The sequence below is a fragment of the Cellulomonas sp. P4_H12 genome (assembly GCF_056400905.1).
In genome coordinates, this window is record NZ_JBFUKJ010000036.1 from 26,316 (window position 1) to 41,006 (window position 14,691).

General features: G+C 74.3%; 16 protein-coding genes and 1 pseudogene. 7 read left to right on the forward strand and 10 right to left on the reverse strand.

The features are described 5' to 3' along the window. The first annotated feature begins 92 nt into the window (after window positions 1-92). On the forward strand, window positions 93-938 hold the full coding sequence (locus tag AC1DQC_RS17525) for a UbiA family prenyltransferase (protein WP_477052510.1): 846 nt from the start codon (window positions 93-95) through the stop codon (window positions 936-938). A gap of 62 nt (window positions 939-1,000) precedes the next feature. Beyond that, window positions 1,001-1,876, forward strand: coding sequence for an LLM class F420-dependent oxidoreductase (locus tag AC1DQC_RS17530; protein WP_477052511.1), 876 nt, complete (start codon window positions 1,001-1,003; stop codon window positions 1,874-1,876). A gap of 21 nt (window positions 1,877-1,897) precedes the next feature. Here AC1DQC_RS17530 and AC1DQC_RS17535 read toward each other — a convergent pair whose 3' ends face one another. Both AC1DQC_RS17535 and AC1DQC_RS17540 read right to left on the reverse strand, forming a co-directional pair. Continuing rightward, window positions 1,898-2,389: a VOC family protein gene (locus AC1DQC_RS17535; RefSeq protein WP_477052512.1), complete on the reverse strand. Its 492-nt coding sequence runs from the start codon at window positions 2,387-2,389 to the stop codon at window positions 1,898-1,900. A gap of 87 nt (window positions 2,390-2,476) precedes the next feature. Further along, window positions 2,477-3,268, reverse strand: a complete 792-nt coding sequence (locus tag AC1DQC_RS17540) for a pentapeptide repeat-containing protein (RefSeq protein WP_477052513.1) — start codon at window positions 3,266-3,268, stop codon at window positions 2,477-2,479. Window positions 3,269-3,379: 111 nt separating this feature from the next. On the opposite strand from AC1DQC_RS17540, the gene AC1DQC_RS17545 reads away from it, so the two are divergent. Both AC1DQC_RS17545 and AC1DQC_RS17550 read left to right on the forward strand, forming a co-directional pair. Then, entirely contained in the window at window positions 3,380-3,988 is a 609-nt protein-coding gene (locus AC1DQC_RS17545; RefSeq protein ID WP_477052514.1) for a ClpP family protease, read from the forward strand. After that, window positions 3,988-4,599 carry a ClpP family protease gene (locus AC1DQC_RS17550; protein WP_477052515.1) on the forward strand — a complete coding sequence of 204 codons (612 nt, stop codon included), beginning with the start codon at window positions 3,988-3,990 and terminating at the stop codon, window positions 4,597-4,599. Before AC1DQC_RS17545 ends, AC1DQC_RS17550 begins: the two co-directional genes overlap by 1 nt. Here the strand turns inward: AC1DQC_RS17550 and AC1DQC_RS17555 are convergent. The 5 genes from AC1DQC_RS17555 to AC1DQC_RS17575 all read right to left on the reverse strand — a co-directional run bounded on the left by AC1DQC_RS17555 (window position 4,596) and on the right by AC1DQC_RS17575 (window position 9,657). Continuing rightward, complete coding sequence (locus AC1DQC_RS17555) at window positions 4,596-4,994, reverse strand: helix-turn-helix domain-containing protein (RefSeq protein ID WP_477052516.1); 399 nt, start codon at window positions 4,992-4,994, stop codon at window positions 4,596-4,598. The two genes, AC1DQC_RS17550 and AC1DQC_RS17555, sit on opposite strands and share 4 nt — an antisense overlap. 94 nt (window positions 4,995-5,088) lie before the next feature. Further along, window positions 5,089-6,549 carry an outer membrane protein assembly factor BamB family protein gene (locus AC1DQC_RS17560; RefSeq protein WP_477052517.1) on the reverse strand — a complete coding sequence of 487 codons (1,461 nt, stop codon included), beginning with the start codon at window positions 6,547-6,549 and terminating at the stop codon, window positions 5,089-5,091. A 30-nt stretch (window positions 6,550-6,579) separates the two neighbouring features. After that, window positions 6,580-7,440: an ABC transporter permease gene (locus AC1DQC_RS17565; protein ID WP_477052518.1), complete on the reverse strand. Its 861-nt coding sequence runs from the start codon at window positions 7,438-7,440 to the stop codon at window positions 6,580-6,582. Then, complete coding sequence (locus tag AC1DQC_RS17570; RefSeq protein ID WP_477052519.1) at window positions 7,427-8,368, reverse strand: ABC transporter ATP-binding protein; 942 nt, start codon at window positions 8,366-8,368, stop codon at window positions 7,427-7,429. The genes AC1DQC_RS17565 and AC1DQC_RS17570 overlap by 14 nt, the downstream gene beginning before the upstream one ends. Window positions 8,369-8,418: 50 nt before the next feature. Next, window positions 8,419-9,657: a LolA family protein gene (locus AC1DQC_RS17575; protein ID WP_477052520.1), complete on the reverse strand. Its 1,239-nt coding sequence runs from the start codon at window positions 9,655-9,657 to the stop codon at window positions 8,419-8,421. Between the two features lie 83 nt (window positions 9,658-9,740). Between AC1DQC_RS17575 and AC1DQC_RS17580 the strand changes: the two genes are divergently transcribed. Genes AC1DQC_RS17580 through AC1DQC_RS17590 form a run of 3 tightly spaced genes read left to right on the forward strand, consistent with a single transcriptional unit; the run spans window position 9,741 to window position 12,338 of the window. After that, a complete protein-coding gene (locus tag AC1DQC_RS17580) occupies window positions 9,741-10,394 on the forward strand; it encodes a response regulator transcription factor (protein ID WP_477052521.1) in 654 nt (217 codons plus the stop codon). Between the two features lie 11 nt (window positions 10,395-10,405). Further along, the gene (locus AC1DQC_RS17585) at window positions 10,406-11,713 is read left to right on the forward strand and encodes an ATP-binding protein (RefSeq protein ID WP_477052522.1); all 1,308 of its coding nucleotides are present in this window, start codon (window positions 10,406-10,408) and stop codon (window positions 11,711-11,713) included. Between the two features lie 58 nt (window positions 11,714-11,771). Then, complete coding sequence (locus AC1DQC_RS17590; RefSeq protein ID WP_477052523.1) at window positions 11,772-12,338, forward strand: DnaJ family domain-containing protein; 567 nt, start codon at window positions 11,772-11,774, stop codon at window positions 12,336-12,338. A 3-nt stretch (window positions 12,339-12,341) separates the two neighbouring features. On the opposite strand, the gene AC1DQC_RS17595 is transcribed toward AC1DQC_RS17590, so the two are convergent. The 3 genes and pseudogenes from AC1DQC_RS17595 to AC1DQC_RS17605 all read right to left on the reverse strand — a co-directional run. Next, window positions 12,342-12,566, reverse strand: a complete 225-nt coding sequence (locus AC1DQC_RS17595) for a hypothetical protein (protein WP_477052524.1) — start codon at window positions 12,564-12,566, stop codon at window positions 12,342-12,344. Between the two features lie 50 nt (window positions 12,567-12,616). Beyond that, window positions 12,617-14,125 carry an MDR family MFS transporter gene (locus AC1DQC_RS17600; protein ID WP_477052525.1) on the reverse strand — a complete coding sequence of 503 codons (1,509 nt, stop codon included), beginning with the start codon at window positions 14,123-14,125 and terminating at the stop codon, window positions 12,617-12,619. A 169-nt stretch (window positions 14,126-14,294) separates the two neighbouring features. After that, a pseudogene (locus AC1DQC_RS17605) lies at window positions 14,295-14,579 on the reverse strand (DNA-3-methyladenine glycosylase 2 family protein); the annotation flags it as partial. Between the last annotated feature and the right edge of the window lie 112 nt (window positions 14,580-14,691).

Sequence of the window (14,691 nt, forward strand, 5' to 3'; positions counted from 1 at the left end):
ACGGTGACGCGGGCAACCGGGGCATCCCCGGGGACGCGTCACTCCGCGGTCGTCCGACCTGCGACGATGACCCGTCCGAGGAGGTGGGCCGGTTGACCGAGAACCCGCGGCGCACCCGCGCCGCCGACCTGGCCCTCGCCTGCCACCCCGGGCCGACCGTCGCGGTGACTGTGTTCGCGGTCGCGATGGCCGCCGGCGCGGGCGCCCCGGCGCTGACCACCGCGCTCGTCGGCGCCGCGATCCTGGCCGGGCAGCTCTCGGTGGGGTGGTCGAACGACTGGATCGACGCCGGTCGGGACGCGACGGTCGGCCGGACCGACAAGCCCGTCGGCACCGGTCGGTTGGCGGTGTCCACCGTGCGCACCGCGGCGCTGGTCGCGGCGGCGGCCTGCGTCGTCCTGTCGTTCGCCCTCGGCTGGCGCGCCGGGCTGGTGCACCTGGCCACCGTCGCGTCGGCCTGGGCCTACAACGTGCGCCTGAAGAGCACGGTGTGGTCGTGGGCGCCGTACGCGTTCTCGTTCGGCTTCCTGCCGCTGGCCATCGCGCTCGCGCTGCCCGGGACGCCCGTCGCGGCGTGGTGGGCCATGACGGCGGGCGCCCTGCTCGGCATCGGCGCCCACGGCGCGAACGTGGTGCCGGACCTGCAGGACGATCGTGCGACCGGCGTGCGCGGGCTGCCGCACCGGGTCGGGGGCGTCGCGACCAGCATCGGGACGGGCGTCTCGCTGGTCGCCGCGACCGTCGTGCTGGTGCTCGCGCCGGCCGGCCCGCCGCGCGCMGCCGCCGCGGGCGTGCTCGTCGTCGCGCTGGGCCTGACGATCGTGGGCACCGTGCTGGCGCTGGGCGGGGGCCGCAACCGGCTGCCGTTCGCGTTCGCGATCGCGGTCGCCGCGGTGGACGTCGTCCTGCTGGTGCTCTCCGACTGGGTGGTCCACTGACGCTTGACTTCGAGCGCGCTCGAAGGGGCAGGGTGCAAGGACACCCACCCGAAGGAGTCCCCGTGCGCGTCGGCGTCCACCTCATGCGATTCGACTCGGTCGAGCCCTCCGCGCTGCGTCAGGAGCTCGCCGACACGGCGTCGGCCGCCGACGAGGCGGGGGTCGCCTGGGTCTCGGTCATGGACCACTACTTCCAGATGGTCCGCGCCGGCTTCCCGGCCGAGGACCCGATGCTCGAGGCCTACACCACGCTCGGGTACCTGGCCGGCGTGACGTCGAACGTCCAGCTAGGTGTGCTCGTCACGGGCGTGACGTACCGCTACCCGGGGCTGCTGGCCAAGATCGTCGCCACGCTGGACGTGCTCAGCGGCGGGCGAGCGACCCTGGGCCTCGGCGCCGCCTGGTACGAGGAGGAGCACCTCGCGATGGGCGTGCCGTACCCGCCCCTGGCGGAGCGTTTCGAGCGCGTCGAGGAGACGCTGCAGATCTGCCGCCAGATGTGGGACCCGACGAACGACGGCCCGTACGAGGGCAAGCACTACCGGCTGGCGCAGACGCTGTGCTCGCCGCAGCCGCTGAAGCGCCCCGAGATCCTCATCGGCGGGTCGGGAGAGCGCAAGACCCTCCGGCTGGTCGCGCAGTACGGCGACGCGTGCAACCTCTTCGCGACGACGCCCGACGAGGTCGCGCACAAGCTCGACGTGCTCAAGGGCCACTGCGAGGACGTCGGTCGGGACCCGGCGGAGATCCGGGTGACCCTGCTGCACGGCGGCGACGCCCTCCTGTCGGGCGACGTCGACCAGTTCGTCCGCGACGTCACGCCGTACGCCGACCTGGGCGTCGAGACCGTGATCCTGCGCCCGCCGGCCACGAGCCTGGCGGCGTGGGTGCGGGACCGCGTCGCCCCGGCAGTGCCGCGCCTGGCGGACCTGGGCTGACGGCGGTCCCGCACCCGGGGGTCACGCGACGGGGACGTCCGCCTCGTCGGCCGCCGCCTGCAGCGCCGCCACGTCGATCTTGGACATGGTGAACATCGCGTTCATCGCGCGGTTCGCACGGGCGGGGTCGGGATCGCTCAGCAGCGCGGGCAACGCGGTCGGGATCACCTGCCACGACAGGCCCCAGCGGTCCTTGAGCCAGCCGCACCGACCCGGCTCGCCGCCGTCGGCCACGAGCGCGTCCCAGACGCGGTCGCACTCCGCCTGGTCCGGGACGGAGACCATCATCGAGAACGCGTCGGTGAGCTGGTACTGGGGGCCGCCGTTGAGGGCCGTCACCTCGAGGCCGTCGAGGACGAAGCTCACGGTCATGGCGGTGCCGGCCGGCTGGGGAGCGCCCTCGCCGTAGCGGGCGACCTCGGTGATGCGCGAGTTCGGGAAGATCGTCACGTAGCGCTCGGCGGCCTGCTCGGCCTGGTCGTCGAACCACAGGAACGGGCTGATGCTCGACATCTCGGTACCTCCGGTGCTCTGACGCCCGGCCCGGTGCCGGGCGTCCCTTCGTGAGGTGGTCGGAACCGCGCCGCGGATCTCGACATCTCACCAGTGCGCAGGTGGTTCGAGGCCGTCGGGCAGCCGGGTCGTCGCGTCGCCCCGGGCGGACGCGACCTGCGGCGGCGTGACGAACAGCGCGCCGGTGAGGTCCGCGCCGTCCAGCCGGGCGCCGCGCAGGTCCGCACCGAGCAGGTCCGCCGACCGCAGGTCCGCCGCGCGCAGGTCGGCACCGAGCAGGTACGCGCCGCGCAGGTCCGCTCCCCGCAGGTCGGCGCGACGCAGGTCCGTGCCGACGAGGTCGGCGTCCCGGTGCCGGCGCCCCCGCAGGCCGGCCCGGGCCAGCGCGCTCGCCTGTTCCAGCACCGGGCCGACGGCCCGGCGCTGCGCGCCCACGTCCACCCCGAGGATCGTCGCCGGGTCCGCGTCGGCCAGCCGCGCGACCTCGCCGTAGGCGCGTCGGGCGTCCTCGTGCACCGGGCGCGCCGCCGGCATCGCCAGCACCTCGGCCAGGTACGTGAGCAGCTCGTGCAGGTGCCTGACCACGGGGAAGACGGCGAACATCTCGGACCGGGTGCCGGGGTCGTCGCGCCAGCTGCGTCCCCCGTAGGTGCCCTGCGTGACGTGCTGCCCGGCGCCGAAGCACTCGTAGACCGTGCACCCCGTCATGCCGCGGTCGCGCAGGCTCGCGTGGATCGTGCACCGGAAGTCCGTCGCCAGCTTCCGGCACGGCTCGCCCGCGGCCTTGTCGAAGGCGAAGTCCGAGGACCGCGCGAACGGCAGCGCGACGCAGCACAGGCCGACGCAGCGGGCGCAGTCCGACCGCAGCTCGAGGGGCACCCGTCGAGGCTAACCGTCTGCCGTGGGCAGATCCGCCGACGGCAGACCGGGGGCCTTCCGACGCCGGCGGCGTGCCACGGTCGCAGGACAGCGAACCCCCAGGAGGAACTCATGAGCACCGCCCCACCGACCGTCCGGCCGTTCGACGACGACCTGTCCACCCGGCTGCTGCACCAGCGCATCGTCGTGCTGGGCCAGGAGGTCGACGACGCCATCGCGAACCGCGTCTGCGCCCAGCTGCTGCTGCTCTCGGCCGAGGACCCGCGACGCGACATCGCGCTGTACATCAACTCGCCCGGTGGCTCGGTGAGCGCGGCCCTCGCCATGTACGACACCATGCGGCTCATCCCGAACGACGTGTCCACGCTGGCGATGGGCCTGGCGGCGAGCGCCGCACAGTTCCTGCTCAGCGCCGGCACCCCGGGCAAGCGGTTCGCGCTGCGCCACTCGCGCGTGCTCATGCACCAGCCCTCGGGCGGCATCGGCGGCACCGCCATCGACATCGCGATCCAGGCGCAGAACATGGCGCACGTGAAGCGCACCATGCAGTCGTTGACGGCCGAGCACACCGGGCAGTCCGTCGAGACCATCGAGCGCGACGCCGACCGCGACCGCTGGTTCACGGCCGAGGAGGCGCTGGCCTACGGGTTCATCGACCTCGTGGTCGAGCACCTCGACGACGTCCGACCCGACGCCCCGCTGCGACGGGCGGGCCTGTGATGGCCGGCCAGTACACGATCCCGGTCGTCATCGAGCAGCGGCCGACGGGGGAGCGGGCCTCCGACGTCTACTCGCGGCTGCTCACCGACCGGATCATCTTCCTGGGCACCGAGATCGACGACGGCGTGGCCAACGTGGTGATCGCGCAGCTGCTCCACCTGCAGTCGGAGAGCCAGGACTCGCCCATCCACCTGTACATCAACTCGCCCGGCGGCTCGATCACCGCGCTGCTGGCCGTCTACGACACCATCCAGTACATCAAGCCGACCGTGGCCACGTTCTGCCTGGGCCAGGCGGCGTCCGCGGCGGCCGTGCTCCTGGCCGCCGGCACGCCCGGGAACCGGCACGTCCTCGAGCACGCGCGCGTCCTGCTGCACCAGCCGTCCGGCGGCGGCGAGGGAACCGCGGCCGACCTCGAGATCCAGGCGCGCGAGATCGCCCGGCTGCGCGAGGAGGTCGACCAGATCCTGCACCGGCACACCGGGCAGCCCCTGGCCAAGCTGCGCACCGACACCGAGCGCGACCTCATCCTCACGGCGCAGCAGGCGGTCGACTACGGGCTGGCGGACCGGGTGGTGGCGACGCTCAAGGATCTCCCCGCCCTGGCTTAGGCGGCGAGCAGCAGGCCGGTCGGGACGGTGTCGGCGCGCGCGGTGAGCGTGGTGACGGTGGCGAGCTCCCGGCCGGCCGACGCCGCGGCCGGCTCGCCGGCGGTGGGTGCGGTGAGGTCCACGACCACGCGACCCTCGGCCAGCGCGAGCTGCGCGTGGGCGGTCCCGATCAGGTCGACCAGCCGGAGCCCGAGCGCCCGGCAGACCGCGGCGAGCACCTCCGACGAGGCCTCCTTGCGGCCCCGCTCCACCTCGCTCAGGTACGCGATCGACACGCGCGCGTCCACCGCGACGTCCCGGAGCGTGCGGCCCTGGCGCTCGCGGTGCTCCCGCAGGATCGCGCCGACGAGGCGCCGCAGCAAAGGCTCGGGGCGGTGGGTCTGGTGCGGGTCCATCGCGTCCTCCGAGGGGTCAGGCAGGTCCTGCCGCCACGCTAGCCCGCGATCCTCGCCGATCGGGTGTAGCGAGCTTCTGCCCTGAGCGGACGGCTCAGCCGAGCTGGACGCGCTCGTCGCTCGCCGCGTCGCGCCCGACCAGGGTCCGGCCGAGAGCGCCCAACTCGACGACCCCGGCGGGGTAGGGCGCGCGGAACGCCTCGGCACCGTCGGCCGGGTCGTAGGCGAGGAGGGCGGGCGCGGCGCCGACGCCCGTCCGCTCCGTCGCCACGAGCACGTGCGCGCCGTCCGTCAGCAGGGCCGACGGTGTGAGCCCGACGAGCTCGTCGCTGCGCCACAGCACGCGCCCCGACCGTCCGTCGATCGCGACGACCCCGCGGTCGGTGGTGAGGATCACCCGGCCCCGCAGGACGAGCGCGGAGGTGGTCGACCGCACGTCGGCGGACCACCGGAGGGCGCCGGTCTGCGCGTCCCACGCATGGACGGCGTTGTCACCGGTCAGGAGCATTCGCGGGACGCTGCCGTCGTCGACACCGACCGGCACCGGCTGGCCCGTCACCGTGACGTCGAGGTCGGGGTCGCCGTCGGCCGCGAGGAACGTCGACCGGGCGAGACCGTCGGAACCCTGGCCCGTGACGACGAGGGTCCCGTCGCGAGGATCGAGCTGCCAACCGAGCCGCAGGCCCAGCCCCGGGTCGCCGAGGTAGTCCAGCTCGATGCCGCTCCGGACGACGGCACCGTCCGACGACAGCAGCGTGAGACGGTGGTCTGGCGCGGAGAACGCCACGAGGTCGTTGGCGCGGAACACGTCGAGGTCGCCCCCGCCGGGCCTCCACGGCTGCTCGTGCGTCCACCGTTCGCGACCGGTGCGGGTGTCGTAGGCGGTGATCTCGACGAGCTCGTCGGTGAGGGCGCCCACCACCGCGACGTCCCCCGGCAGCACGGCGAGTGCCGTCCCGCGCTCGATCGGCGTCCGGGAGACGACGGACCCGTCAGCGGTGTCGAGCACCACCAGCTCTCTCGTGGTGGCGGGCAGCTCGTCGATCCGCCCGGTGCCGTCCATCACCCGCGCGCCGTCCGTGACGACGCAGACCACGCGTCGCTGGTCGTCGTCCGGCTCGCAGGTGCTGACGCCGGCCACCTGCGACGGGTCCGCGGGCAGCGCGGTCGGGCCGAGCAGCTGCGTGGTCCAGCCGGTCCTCTCGCTGGCGGGCTCGAACCACCGGTAGGTCTGCGATCCGTCGTCCGCGCGGAGCAGCGTCCCGCTCGCCCGCCCGGTCAGCGTGACGGCGTCGCCGGGCGTGAGCCGACGGACGACCTCGAGCGTGTCGTCGACGGGCGAGACGACGCCCGGCAGCCGCGCGAGCCGGGCCACGGCCGCGTCCTCGCGGGCCGTGACCACCCACTGGGTCACGCCGAGCGCGAGCACGACGCCGGCCGCACCCATCGCGAGCCAGAGCCGCCGCCGGGTGGGTGGTCGGCTCGACGGTTCCGGTGCAGGCTCGACCGCGGGCTCGACCAGCTCGACGTCCCCCAGCCCGCGCCGTCGCCGCATGGCGGGACACTACCCGCGGCTCTCGCCGGGTCAGCTCGAGACGTCCGCCGTCGTGAAGCGGCTCCACGCCAGAGCGCCGAAGATCACCACCCAGGCGGCCTGCAGGGCGAGCCCCTGCCCCAGCACGCCCCAGTCGGGCTCGAGCCGCAGGAACTCCGCGAAGTCGAGCCAGTGGTGGGTGAGCAGCGCGGGCGCGATGGCGTGCAGCTGCGGCAGCTGGTCGAGGACGCCGCACACGATCGCCGTGACCACGGTCGCGGCCATGGCGCCGACGGGCACCTCGGTGAGCGTCGAGTAGAACAGCCCGACCGCGACGAGCCCGGTCATCGAGAGCCCGACGTAGGCGACGATCGCCCCCACGCGCAGCACGCCGTCGCCGAGCGGGACCGTGGTGCCCGAGAGCAGCGTGACGCCGCGCAGCCCGAAGTACACCGCGCCGGTCACCAGCCCGACGACCGCGATGGCCAGCACGGCCGACGCGGCGAAGGCGAGCGCGCCGACGGCCTTGACCGCGAGCAGCCTGCCCCGCGCGACCGGCACGGTCAGCAGGTAGCGCAGCGTGCCCGCCGACGCCTCGCCGGCGACGGCGTCGCCCGACGCGATGCCGATGGTCAGCGGCAGCAGGAACGGCAGGCACAGGAACAGCGACGCGACGACGAGGAACAGCCCGTTGCCGGTCACCTGGCCGATGAACCCGGGACCCTGGCCGTCGAGCGCGGAGTCCTGGGTGACGAACAGGACCGTGCCGAGCAGCAAGGGCACGAGCGCGAGCCCCGACAGCAGCACGAGGTTGCGGCGTCGGCCCAGCACGAGCCGCAGCTCGCTGCGGGTGAGCCGCAGCAGGGAGCCCCTCCGAGGGGTGTAGGTGGGGGCCACGTCAACGAGCGACATCGAAGCCCTCCCCGGTCAGGCCGACGAAGATCTGCTCGAGGTTCGGCCGGCGCACCTCGAGGCCCAGCAGGTCGACCCCGGCGTGCACCAGGGCCGCCGAGACCTTCTCAGGCGGCACGCCGCCGAGCAGCCCGCCGACCGTGACGCCGGTCGCGCCGACCTCCGTCAGTCCGAGGCCGGTGAGCACCTCCGCCGCCGCGCCGACGTGGTCGACGGACGTCTGGACGAACACCCGGGCGGCGCCGCGGTCGGTCAGCGCGGCGCGGTCGCCCTGCAGCAGCAGGTGACCGCGGCCCATGATCCCGATGTGCGAGCAGACCTGCTCGATCTCCGCCAGCAGGTGCGACGAGACCAGCACGGTCGTGCCGTGGTCGGCCAGCTCGCGCACGAGGGTCCGCACCTCGCGCGTGCCCTGCGGGTCGAGCCCGTTGGTCGGCTCGTCGAGCACCAGCAGGTCACGCGGCCGCAGCAGCGCCGCCGCGAGGCCCAGCCGCTGCTTCATGCCGAGCGAGTACTGCCGGTACGGCTTGGCGGCCGCGGCGGCGAGACCGACGCGCTCGAGCGCCTCGTCGGCGCGCTGGGTGGCCGTGCGCGGGTCGGCGGTCGCGTCGCTCGCGTCGAGCCGGCCCAGGTTCGCGCGCCCGGTCAGGTACGGGTGGAACGCGGGGCCCTCGACCAGCGCGCCCACCCGGGGGAGCACCACAGCGCCGGCCTCGGGCATCGGCTCCCCGAGCAGGAACGCGCGCCCGCTCGTCGGCCGCACCAGCCCGAGCAGCATCCGGATGGTCGTCGTCTTGCCCGAGCCGTTGGGGCCGATGAACCCGTAGACCGCGCCCCTCGGCACGCGCAGGTCGATCCCGTCGACGGCCACCTGCCCCGACCGGAACCGCTTGGTGAGCCCGTCCGTGCGGATGGCGAGGTCGACCAAGGCCGCACCCTCGGGAACCCCCGCGGGTGCGGCCTCGGCAGCGCGTTCGGTCACCGTGCCGCCAGTGCCTGGAGCGTGGCTCCGGGCACCGCACCGACCAGCACGCGGCCGTCGTCGGTGACCAGTACGGACAGCAGCGCGGACTGGAGCAGCCGGCCCTCGGGCACCGCGGTCGTGAGGGTGTCGTACAGCGCTGAGGTGTCCAGGGAGCCCATCGGCGATCCCGAGCCCTCCTCGGGCACGAACTCCTGGTAGAGCTGCTCGGCACCCTGCGAGCCGAACGTCTTGTCGATGCCGGGCAGCGCGGCCGCGGCGCTCGGGTCGCCGGCCAGCAGGGCCGCCACGTCCAGCCCGGAGGCCTGCACGACCGTGTCCCAGCCGGTGCCGGTCACGGTCACGCCCTCCGGCAGCGCCTTGTCCGGGGTGGCGCTCGCCGCGGCGGGCTGGTCGGGCAGCGGCACGACGACGTCGCGGGTGGACGCGCCGGCCGGGGCGGAGAAGGCGAGGACGGAGTCGGCGGGCGTCGCGAACGACACGTCCGTGAAGCCGATCTCCAGAGCGGGGGTCTTGGTGTCGGCCTTGCTCCACACCTGCACGCGCAGCGGGGTCGAGGTCGTCGCGTCCACGGCCACCACGATCCTCCCGACGAGGGTCGAGTCGCTGGTCGGCGTCACCACGAGCTGGTAGGCGGCGTGCCCGGCGACCTCGGTCTGCGAGTCGAGCGTGACCGTCGACGACTGCTTGGCCAGCCCGACGGCCTCGCGGCCGGCCTCGGCGGGCGTCGGCAGGTCGTCCTGCACGGGCAGCTCGCCGGCCTGCGCCTGCGCGGCCAGCTCGTCGTAGCGGGCCGTGTCCGCCGGATCCAGGCTGTAGTGCACGACCGCGTCGTCGGTGCTCGAGTACGTCCACGCCTGCGCACCGTCCTGCACGACCGAGTACTCGCTGGTCGGGCCGAGCAGGGCGACGCGCGAGCGCTGCCCGCCGTCCGACCAGACGCGCATGGTCGAGCTCCCGCTCAGCAGGGCGACCGGGTTCGCGCCGCCGACGTCGCCGAACGGGAGCTCCGGCAGGCCGAGCCGCGCCGTGTAGACGACGGTGCCGGACAGCGGCGACGGCTCGGCGCTCGCGACCTTCGCCGCCAGGTCCTCGGGACTGATCGTCGGCAGGCCGGAGTCGCCGGCGGAGGCGAACAGCGGCGGGGCGACGAACGCCAGACCGACCGCGACGGCGGCAACGGCTGGGACTGCCCAGCGGGCTCGGGGAGACAGGGTGCGACGGGACTCGTTCATGCGACCACTGTGCATCGTGCCTGCTGAGGGCATCCTGAGAGCTCGGGACCACTCCCGTGGCCGGCGGGTGCGATGCTCGACGCATGCGGGTGCTGGTGGTCGACGACGAGCGCGGGCTCGTGCGCGCGCTGCACCGGGGCCTGACCGCCGAGGGGTTCGCCGTCGACGTGGCCTACGACGGCGAGCGCGGGCTCGAGCTGGCCTCCGAGGACGCGTACGACGCGATCGTGCTCGACGTCATGCTCCCGCGTCGCAACGGGTACGACGTGGTGACCGAGCTGCGGGCGCGGGACGTGTGGACCCCGGTGCTCATGCTCAGCGCCAAGGATGGCGAGTACGACGTCGCCGACGGGCTCGACGTCGGGGCCGACGACTACCTGACCAAGCCGTTCGCGTTCGTCGTGCTGGTCTCGCGGCTGCGCGCGCTCCTGCGCCGGCAGGGTCAGGTGCGCCCGCCCGTGCTCACCGTCGGCGACCTCGTGCTCGACCCGGCCACGCGCCGCGTGAGCCGCGGCGGCGAGCCGGTGTCGCTCACCACTCGCGAGCTCGCGCTGCTGGAGTACCTCATGCACCACGCCGACCGCGTCGTCGGAAAGGTCGAGCTGCGCGACCACGTCTGGGACGGGACCGGCGAGGACGTCAACGTCGTCGAGGTCTACGTGGGCTACCTGCGTCGCAAGCTCGGCCGCGAGGTCGTCGAGACGGTCCGCGGGGCCGGGTACCGGGTGGCGGGCTAGCGGTGGCGCGGGTGCGACGGGGCGCCTCGCTGCGCCTGCGGCTGACCCTGTTCGCGTCCGGCGCGGTGTGCGTCGCGCTCGTGGTCGGGGCGATCGCGCTGACCGTCGTCCTGCGCAGCACGCGGGTCGACGCCCTGTCCGACGTGGTGCGGGACCGCGCCGCGACCGTCGCGGCGCTCGCGTCCGACGACCGGCTGCCCGACACGCTGCCGGTCGCGGAGCCGGGCGAGATCGTGCAGCTGATCGACGCCGACGGCGCCGTGCTGGCGACGTCGCCCAACGCGAGCCGGACGCTGCCCGTGCTGACCGCGGACGTGCTCGCGGGTCTCGACGGGATCTCGACCACCGACAAGAGCGCCTACGACGAGCTCGCGCGGGTCGCGGTCCAGCCGACCACCTACCGAGGCGAGCCCGCCACGGTCGTCGCCAGCGTGCCGCTCACCGAGGTGCAGGGCGTGCTGGACGCGCTGCGGCTCGCGCTCGCGGTCGTCGTGCCCCTGCTCACGCTCGCGCTGGGCCTCGGCGTCTGGCTCATTCTCGGGCGCGCGCTGCGGCCGGTCGAGGAGCTGCGGCGCGGCGCCGCCCGGGTGGCGTCGTCCGGGGGACCGGGCTCCCTGCCGGTGCCGGCGCGCGACGACGAGCTGGGGGCGTTGGCGCGCACGCTCAACTCCATGCTCGACCGGCTCGAGGCCGGCGCGGCCCGGCAGCGCGCCTTCGTCGCCGACGCGGCGCACGAGCTGCGCTCGCCGCTGGCCGCCCTGCGCACCAGCATCGAGGTGGCGCGGGCCCACCCGGCGTCCTACGGCACCGACGAGCTCGCCGCGGACCTCGAGGGGGAGGTGCTCCGGATGCAGGCGCTGGTGGACGACCTGCTGCTGCTCGCGCGCGTCGGGTCGACACCGCTGGTGCACGAGGACCTCGACCTGGGCGCGGTCGCGCGGGACGTCGTCCGGCCGGGCGGCGCCGTGGCCGTCACGGTGACGGGGACGGGGCGGGCGCGCGGCGACGCGGMGGCGGTCGGCCGGGTGCTGCGCAACCTCGTCGACAACGCCTCCCGGCACGCCGTCGACCGCGTGGAGGTCACGGTCGCCGACGGGTCCGTGCGCGTGGAGGACGACGGTGCCGGGCTGCCCGAGGCCGACCGGGAGCGGGTGTTCGAGCGGTTCGTGCGGCTGGACGAGGCGCGGGAGCGCGACGCGGGCGGCAGCGGGCTCGGGCTGGCGATCGCCCGGGAGATCGCGCGCGAGCAGGGCGGCGACGTGGTGCTCGGCACGGCCACGCTCGGGGGTCTTCGGGCCGAGCTGCGCCTCCCGCAGTGACGTGCGCCCCGCCCTGAGGCCGTCGTAGGTTGGGTGGCGACGAGCCCCGGAGGTGACGATGCCCGAGCACGACCCGGTGCGAGACGCCGCCCGGTATCGCGTGGACCGCGACGCGGCGCGCGACGGCGAGCCGGCGCCGGCGCCCTCGGACGGCCCGCCGCAGGCTGCGGGCCGGATGGCCAACCGGCACCTGTGGGTCGACGTGGTGATCGACCAGGCGATCGCGCGCGGGGAGTTCGACGACCTCCCGCTGGCCGGCAAGCCCATCCCGGGCATCGGCACCCAGCACGACCCCGACTGGTGGCTGAAGGCGCTCATCGCCCGCGAGCAGATCACGGGCGTCCTGCCCGAGGCGATCCAGCTGCGCAAGGACGACGCGGTGCTGCTCGAGCGGCTCGACGCCCTGCGCACCGAGAAGGACGTGCGCGAGGCCCTGGCCGAGTTCAACGCGCGCATCGTATCCGCGCGCCGTCAGCTGATGGGCGGACCGCCCGTGGTCACGCCCCTGCGCGACGTGGAGGTCGAGGTCCGCCAGTGGCGCGCGCGCCGCACGCCGCCGCCACCGCCGGTCGCGCCGACGACCGAGGCTCCGGTCAGGCGCGGCTGGTGGCGGCGGGGGCGCTGACGGTCAGCGGTCCTCGAGGGCCGGCAGGATCGTCGTCGGGATGGCGAAGGCCAGCGTGATCGACAGGATGCCGCCGGCGAAGACCCACGGGCCCGCGTCGCCGAGGTTGAACGCCACCGTGAACAGCGCCAGGCCGAGCACGAACAGGATGGCGGGGAAGACGACGGCCAGGGCGCGACCGGGGTTGTTCGACTCGGTCTCGCGAGGCTCGATCACCGGGTAGCTCATGGACGTCCTCCGGGGGTTCGGTGCGGGAAGGCGGGTGCCCACCAGCGTAGTCAGTAGGCGAGCGCCTCCGCCGCCTCGTCCGCCGGGTCTCCGTGCGGCGACGGCGCGGCGCGCACGAAGAACGCGGCGGGGATGGCCACGAGCGAGATGACCGCGCCCACCAGGAAGGCCGCGTGGATGCCGCCCGCGGTCGCGTCGAGCACGTCCGAGCCGCCGGCCGCCAGCGTCGCGCTCTGCGCCGTGAGCACCGTGATGAACAGGGCCGTGCCGGCCGCGCCGGCGACCTGCTGGACGGTGCCGACGACCGCGCTGCCGTGCGAGTACAGGTGCATCGGCAGCGAGCCCAGGGCGGACGTGAACAGCGGCGTGAACATGAGGGCGAGTCCCGCGCTGAGCAGCACGTGCGAGGCCAGCAGCAGCCACGGCGAGCTCGTCGTGCCCAGGAGCGTGAAGCCCCACGCGCCCGCGCTGACCACCACGGCGCCCGGCACGAGCAGCGGCCGCGGGCCGTACTTGTCGTAGGCGCGGCCGACGCTCGGGGCGAGCAGGCCCATGAGCAGGCCGCCGGGGAGCAGGAGCAGCCCGGTCTGCAGCGCCTCGAGCCCGAGGACCGTCTGCGCGTACAGCGGCACCAGGATCAGCGTGCCGAACAGCGACATCATGCTGATCGCCATCACGCCGACCGAGATGCGGAACGTCGACGACGAGAACGTGCGCAGGTCGAGCAGCGCGTCGTCGACCTTCTGCAGCTGGACCTGCCGCCAGATGAACACGACGAGCGAGACCGCGCCGACGCCGAGCGACACCCAGGTGGCCGTCGAGACGCCGGTGGTCGCCGCCGCGCCGAGGCCGCTGAGGCCGTAGACCAGGCCGCCGAACGCGAACGCCGACAGGACCACCGAACCGACGTCCACGCGGGCCGTCTTCGGCTCGGTCAGGTTCGGCAGCCGGACCGCGCCGAGCGCGAGCGCGCCGATCGCGATCGGGAGCACGAGGGCGAACAGCCACCGCCAGTCGAGCACGCTGAGGACCAGGCCCGAGATCGTCGGGCCGATGGCGGGCGCCACGGAGATGACGATCGAGATGTTGCCCATGGTGCGGCCGCGGCTGGCCGGCGGCGTGACCGTCATGACGGTCGTCATGAGCAGCGGCAGCATGATCGCCGTGCCGCCGGCCTGCACCACGCGGCCCGCGATGAGCGTGCCGAACCCGGGCGCGAGCGCGCAGATGGTCGTGCCGAGGCTGAACAGCGTCATCGCGGTGATGAACGTGGTCCGGGTGGTGAACCGTTGGATCACGAAGCCCGTCACCGGGATGACGACGGCCATCGTCAGCATGAACGCCGTGGTCACCCACTGCGCCGTGCTGGCGGGGATGTCCAGGTCGGTCATCAGGTGGGGGAGCGCGACGCCCATGATCGTCTCGTTGAGGATCACGACGAACGTCGAGGTCAGCAGCAGGCGCACCGCGAGGCGGTCGCGCGGGCCGTGGTCCGGAGCGCCGCCCTCGGGCGGGCCGGTGGTGGTCTGGGTCTCGTCGGTCAGGGTCTCGTCGGTCACAGCGGTGCACCTCGGGAGTGGGAGGGAGGGTGTGGCGCGGCCGACGTGGTCGGCGCGGACGGTAGGGACAGTCTGTGCGGTGCGACCCCGTGGGGTCGACGTGTTTCGGGCCTTCATCTGTAGGACGAACCCGAGCGGCGTGGATCGACACGATCCGGCGACGAGATTCTCAGCGCAGCGGTCGCGCCCGCGGTGCGCGCGGCCCGAAGCGCGGCGCGTTCGCGGCCTGCGTGATCTCGAGGAGCCGGATGACGCGTTGCCGGTGGCCGGCCCACGGCTCGAGCAGGGTCAGCATCCCGGCGTCGTCGGTGCGTCGTCCCGTGAGCGCCCAGCCGACGAGGTGGGCCAGGTGGAAGTCGCCGACGGAGACCGCGTCGGCGTCGCCGAGCGCGCGGGACGTGATCTCCGCGACGGTCCACGGGCCGATGCCGCGCACGGTGAGCAGGCGGCGGCGGTCCACTCGACCCGGTTGGGGTCCGACTTCGCGGGCGCGAACGGGATCGTCATGAACGTGATGTTGCCACTGTTGATGTTGCGAAGGTTGTAGGCGAGGCCGGTCATGTTGC

What these genes read in the sequence shown, in the direction of transcription:
- AC1DQC_RS17535 (WP_477052512.1), bottom strand. Translation starts at nt 2,389, where the DNA reads ATGTCGAGCATCAGCCCGTTCCTGTGGTTCGACGACCAGGCCGAGCAG.
- AC1DQC_RS17545 (WP_477052514.1), top strand. Translation starts at nt 3,380, where the DNA reads ATGAGCACCGCCCCACCGACCGTCCGGCCGTTCGACGACGACCTGTCC.
- AC1DQC_RS17550 (WP_477052515.1), top strand. Translation starts at nt 3,988, where the DNA reads ATGGCCGGCCAGTACACGATCCCGGTCGTCATCGAGCAGCGGCCGACG.
- AC1DQC_RS17555 (WP_477052516.1), bottom strand. Translation starts at nt 4,994, where the DNA reads ATGGACCCGCACCAGACCCACCGCCCCGAGCCTTTGCTGCGGCGCCTC.
- AC1DQC_RS17560 (WP_477052517.1), bottom strand. Translation starts at nt 6,549, where the DNA reads ATGCGGCGACGGCGCGGGCTGGGGGACGTCGAGCTGGTCGAGCCCGCG.
- AC1DQC_RS17565 (WP_477052518.1), bottom strand. Translation starts at nt 7,440, where the DNA reads ATGTCGCTCGTTGACGTGGCCCCCACCTACACCCCTCGGAGGGGCTCC.
- AC1DQC_RS17575 (WP_477052520.1), bottom strand. Translation starts at nt 9,657, where the DNA reads ATGAACGAGTCCCGTCGCACCCTGTCTCCCCGAGCCCGCTGGGCAGTC.
- AC1DQC_RS17580 (WP_477052521.1), top strand. Translation starts at nt 9,741, where the DNA reads ATGCGGGTGCTGGTGGTCGACGACGAGCGCGGGCTCGTGCGCGCGCTG.
- AC1DQC_RS17590 (WP_477052523.1), top strand. Translation starts at nt 11,772, where the DNA reads ATGCCCGAGCACGACCCGGTGCGAGACGCCGCCCGGTATCGCGTGGAC.
- AC1DQC_RS17595 (WP_477052524.1), bottom strand. Translation starts at nt 12,566, where the DNA reads ATGAGCTACCCGGTGATCGAGCCTCGCGAGACCGAGTCGAACAACCCC.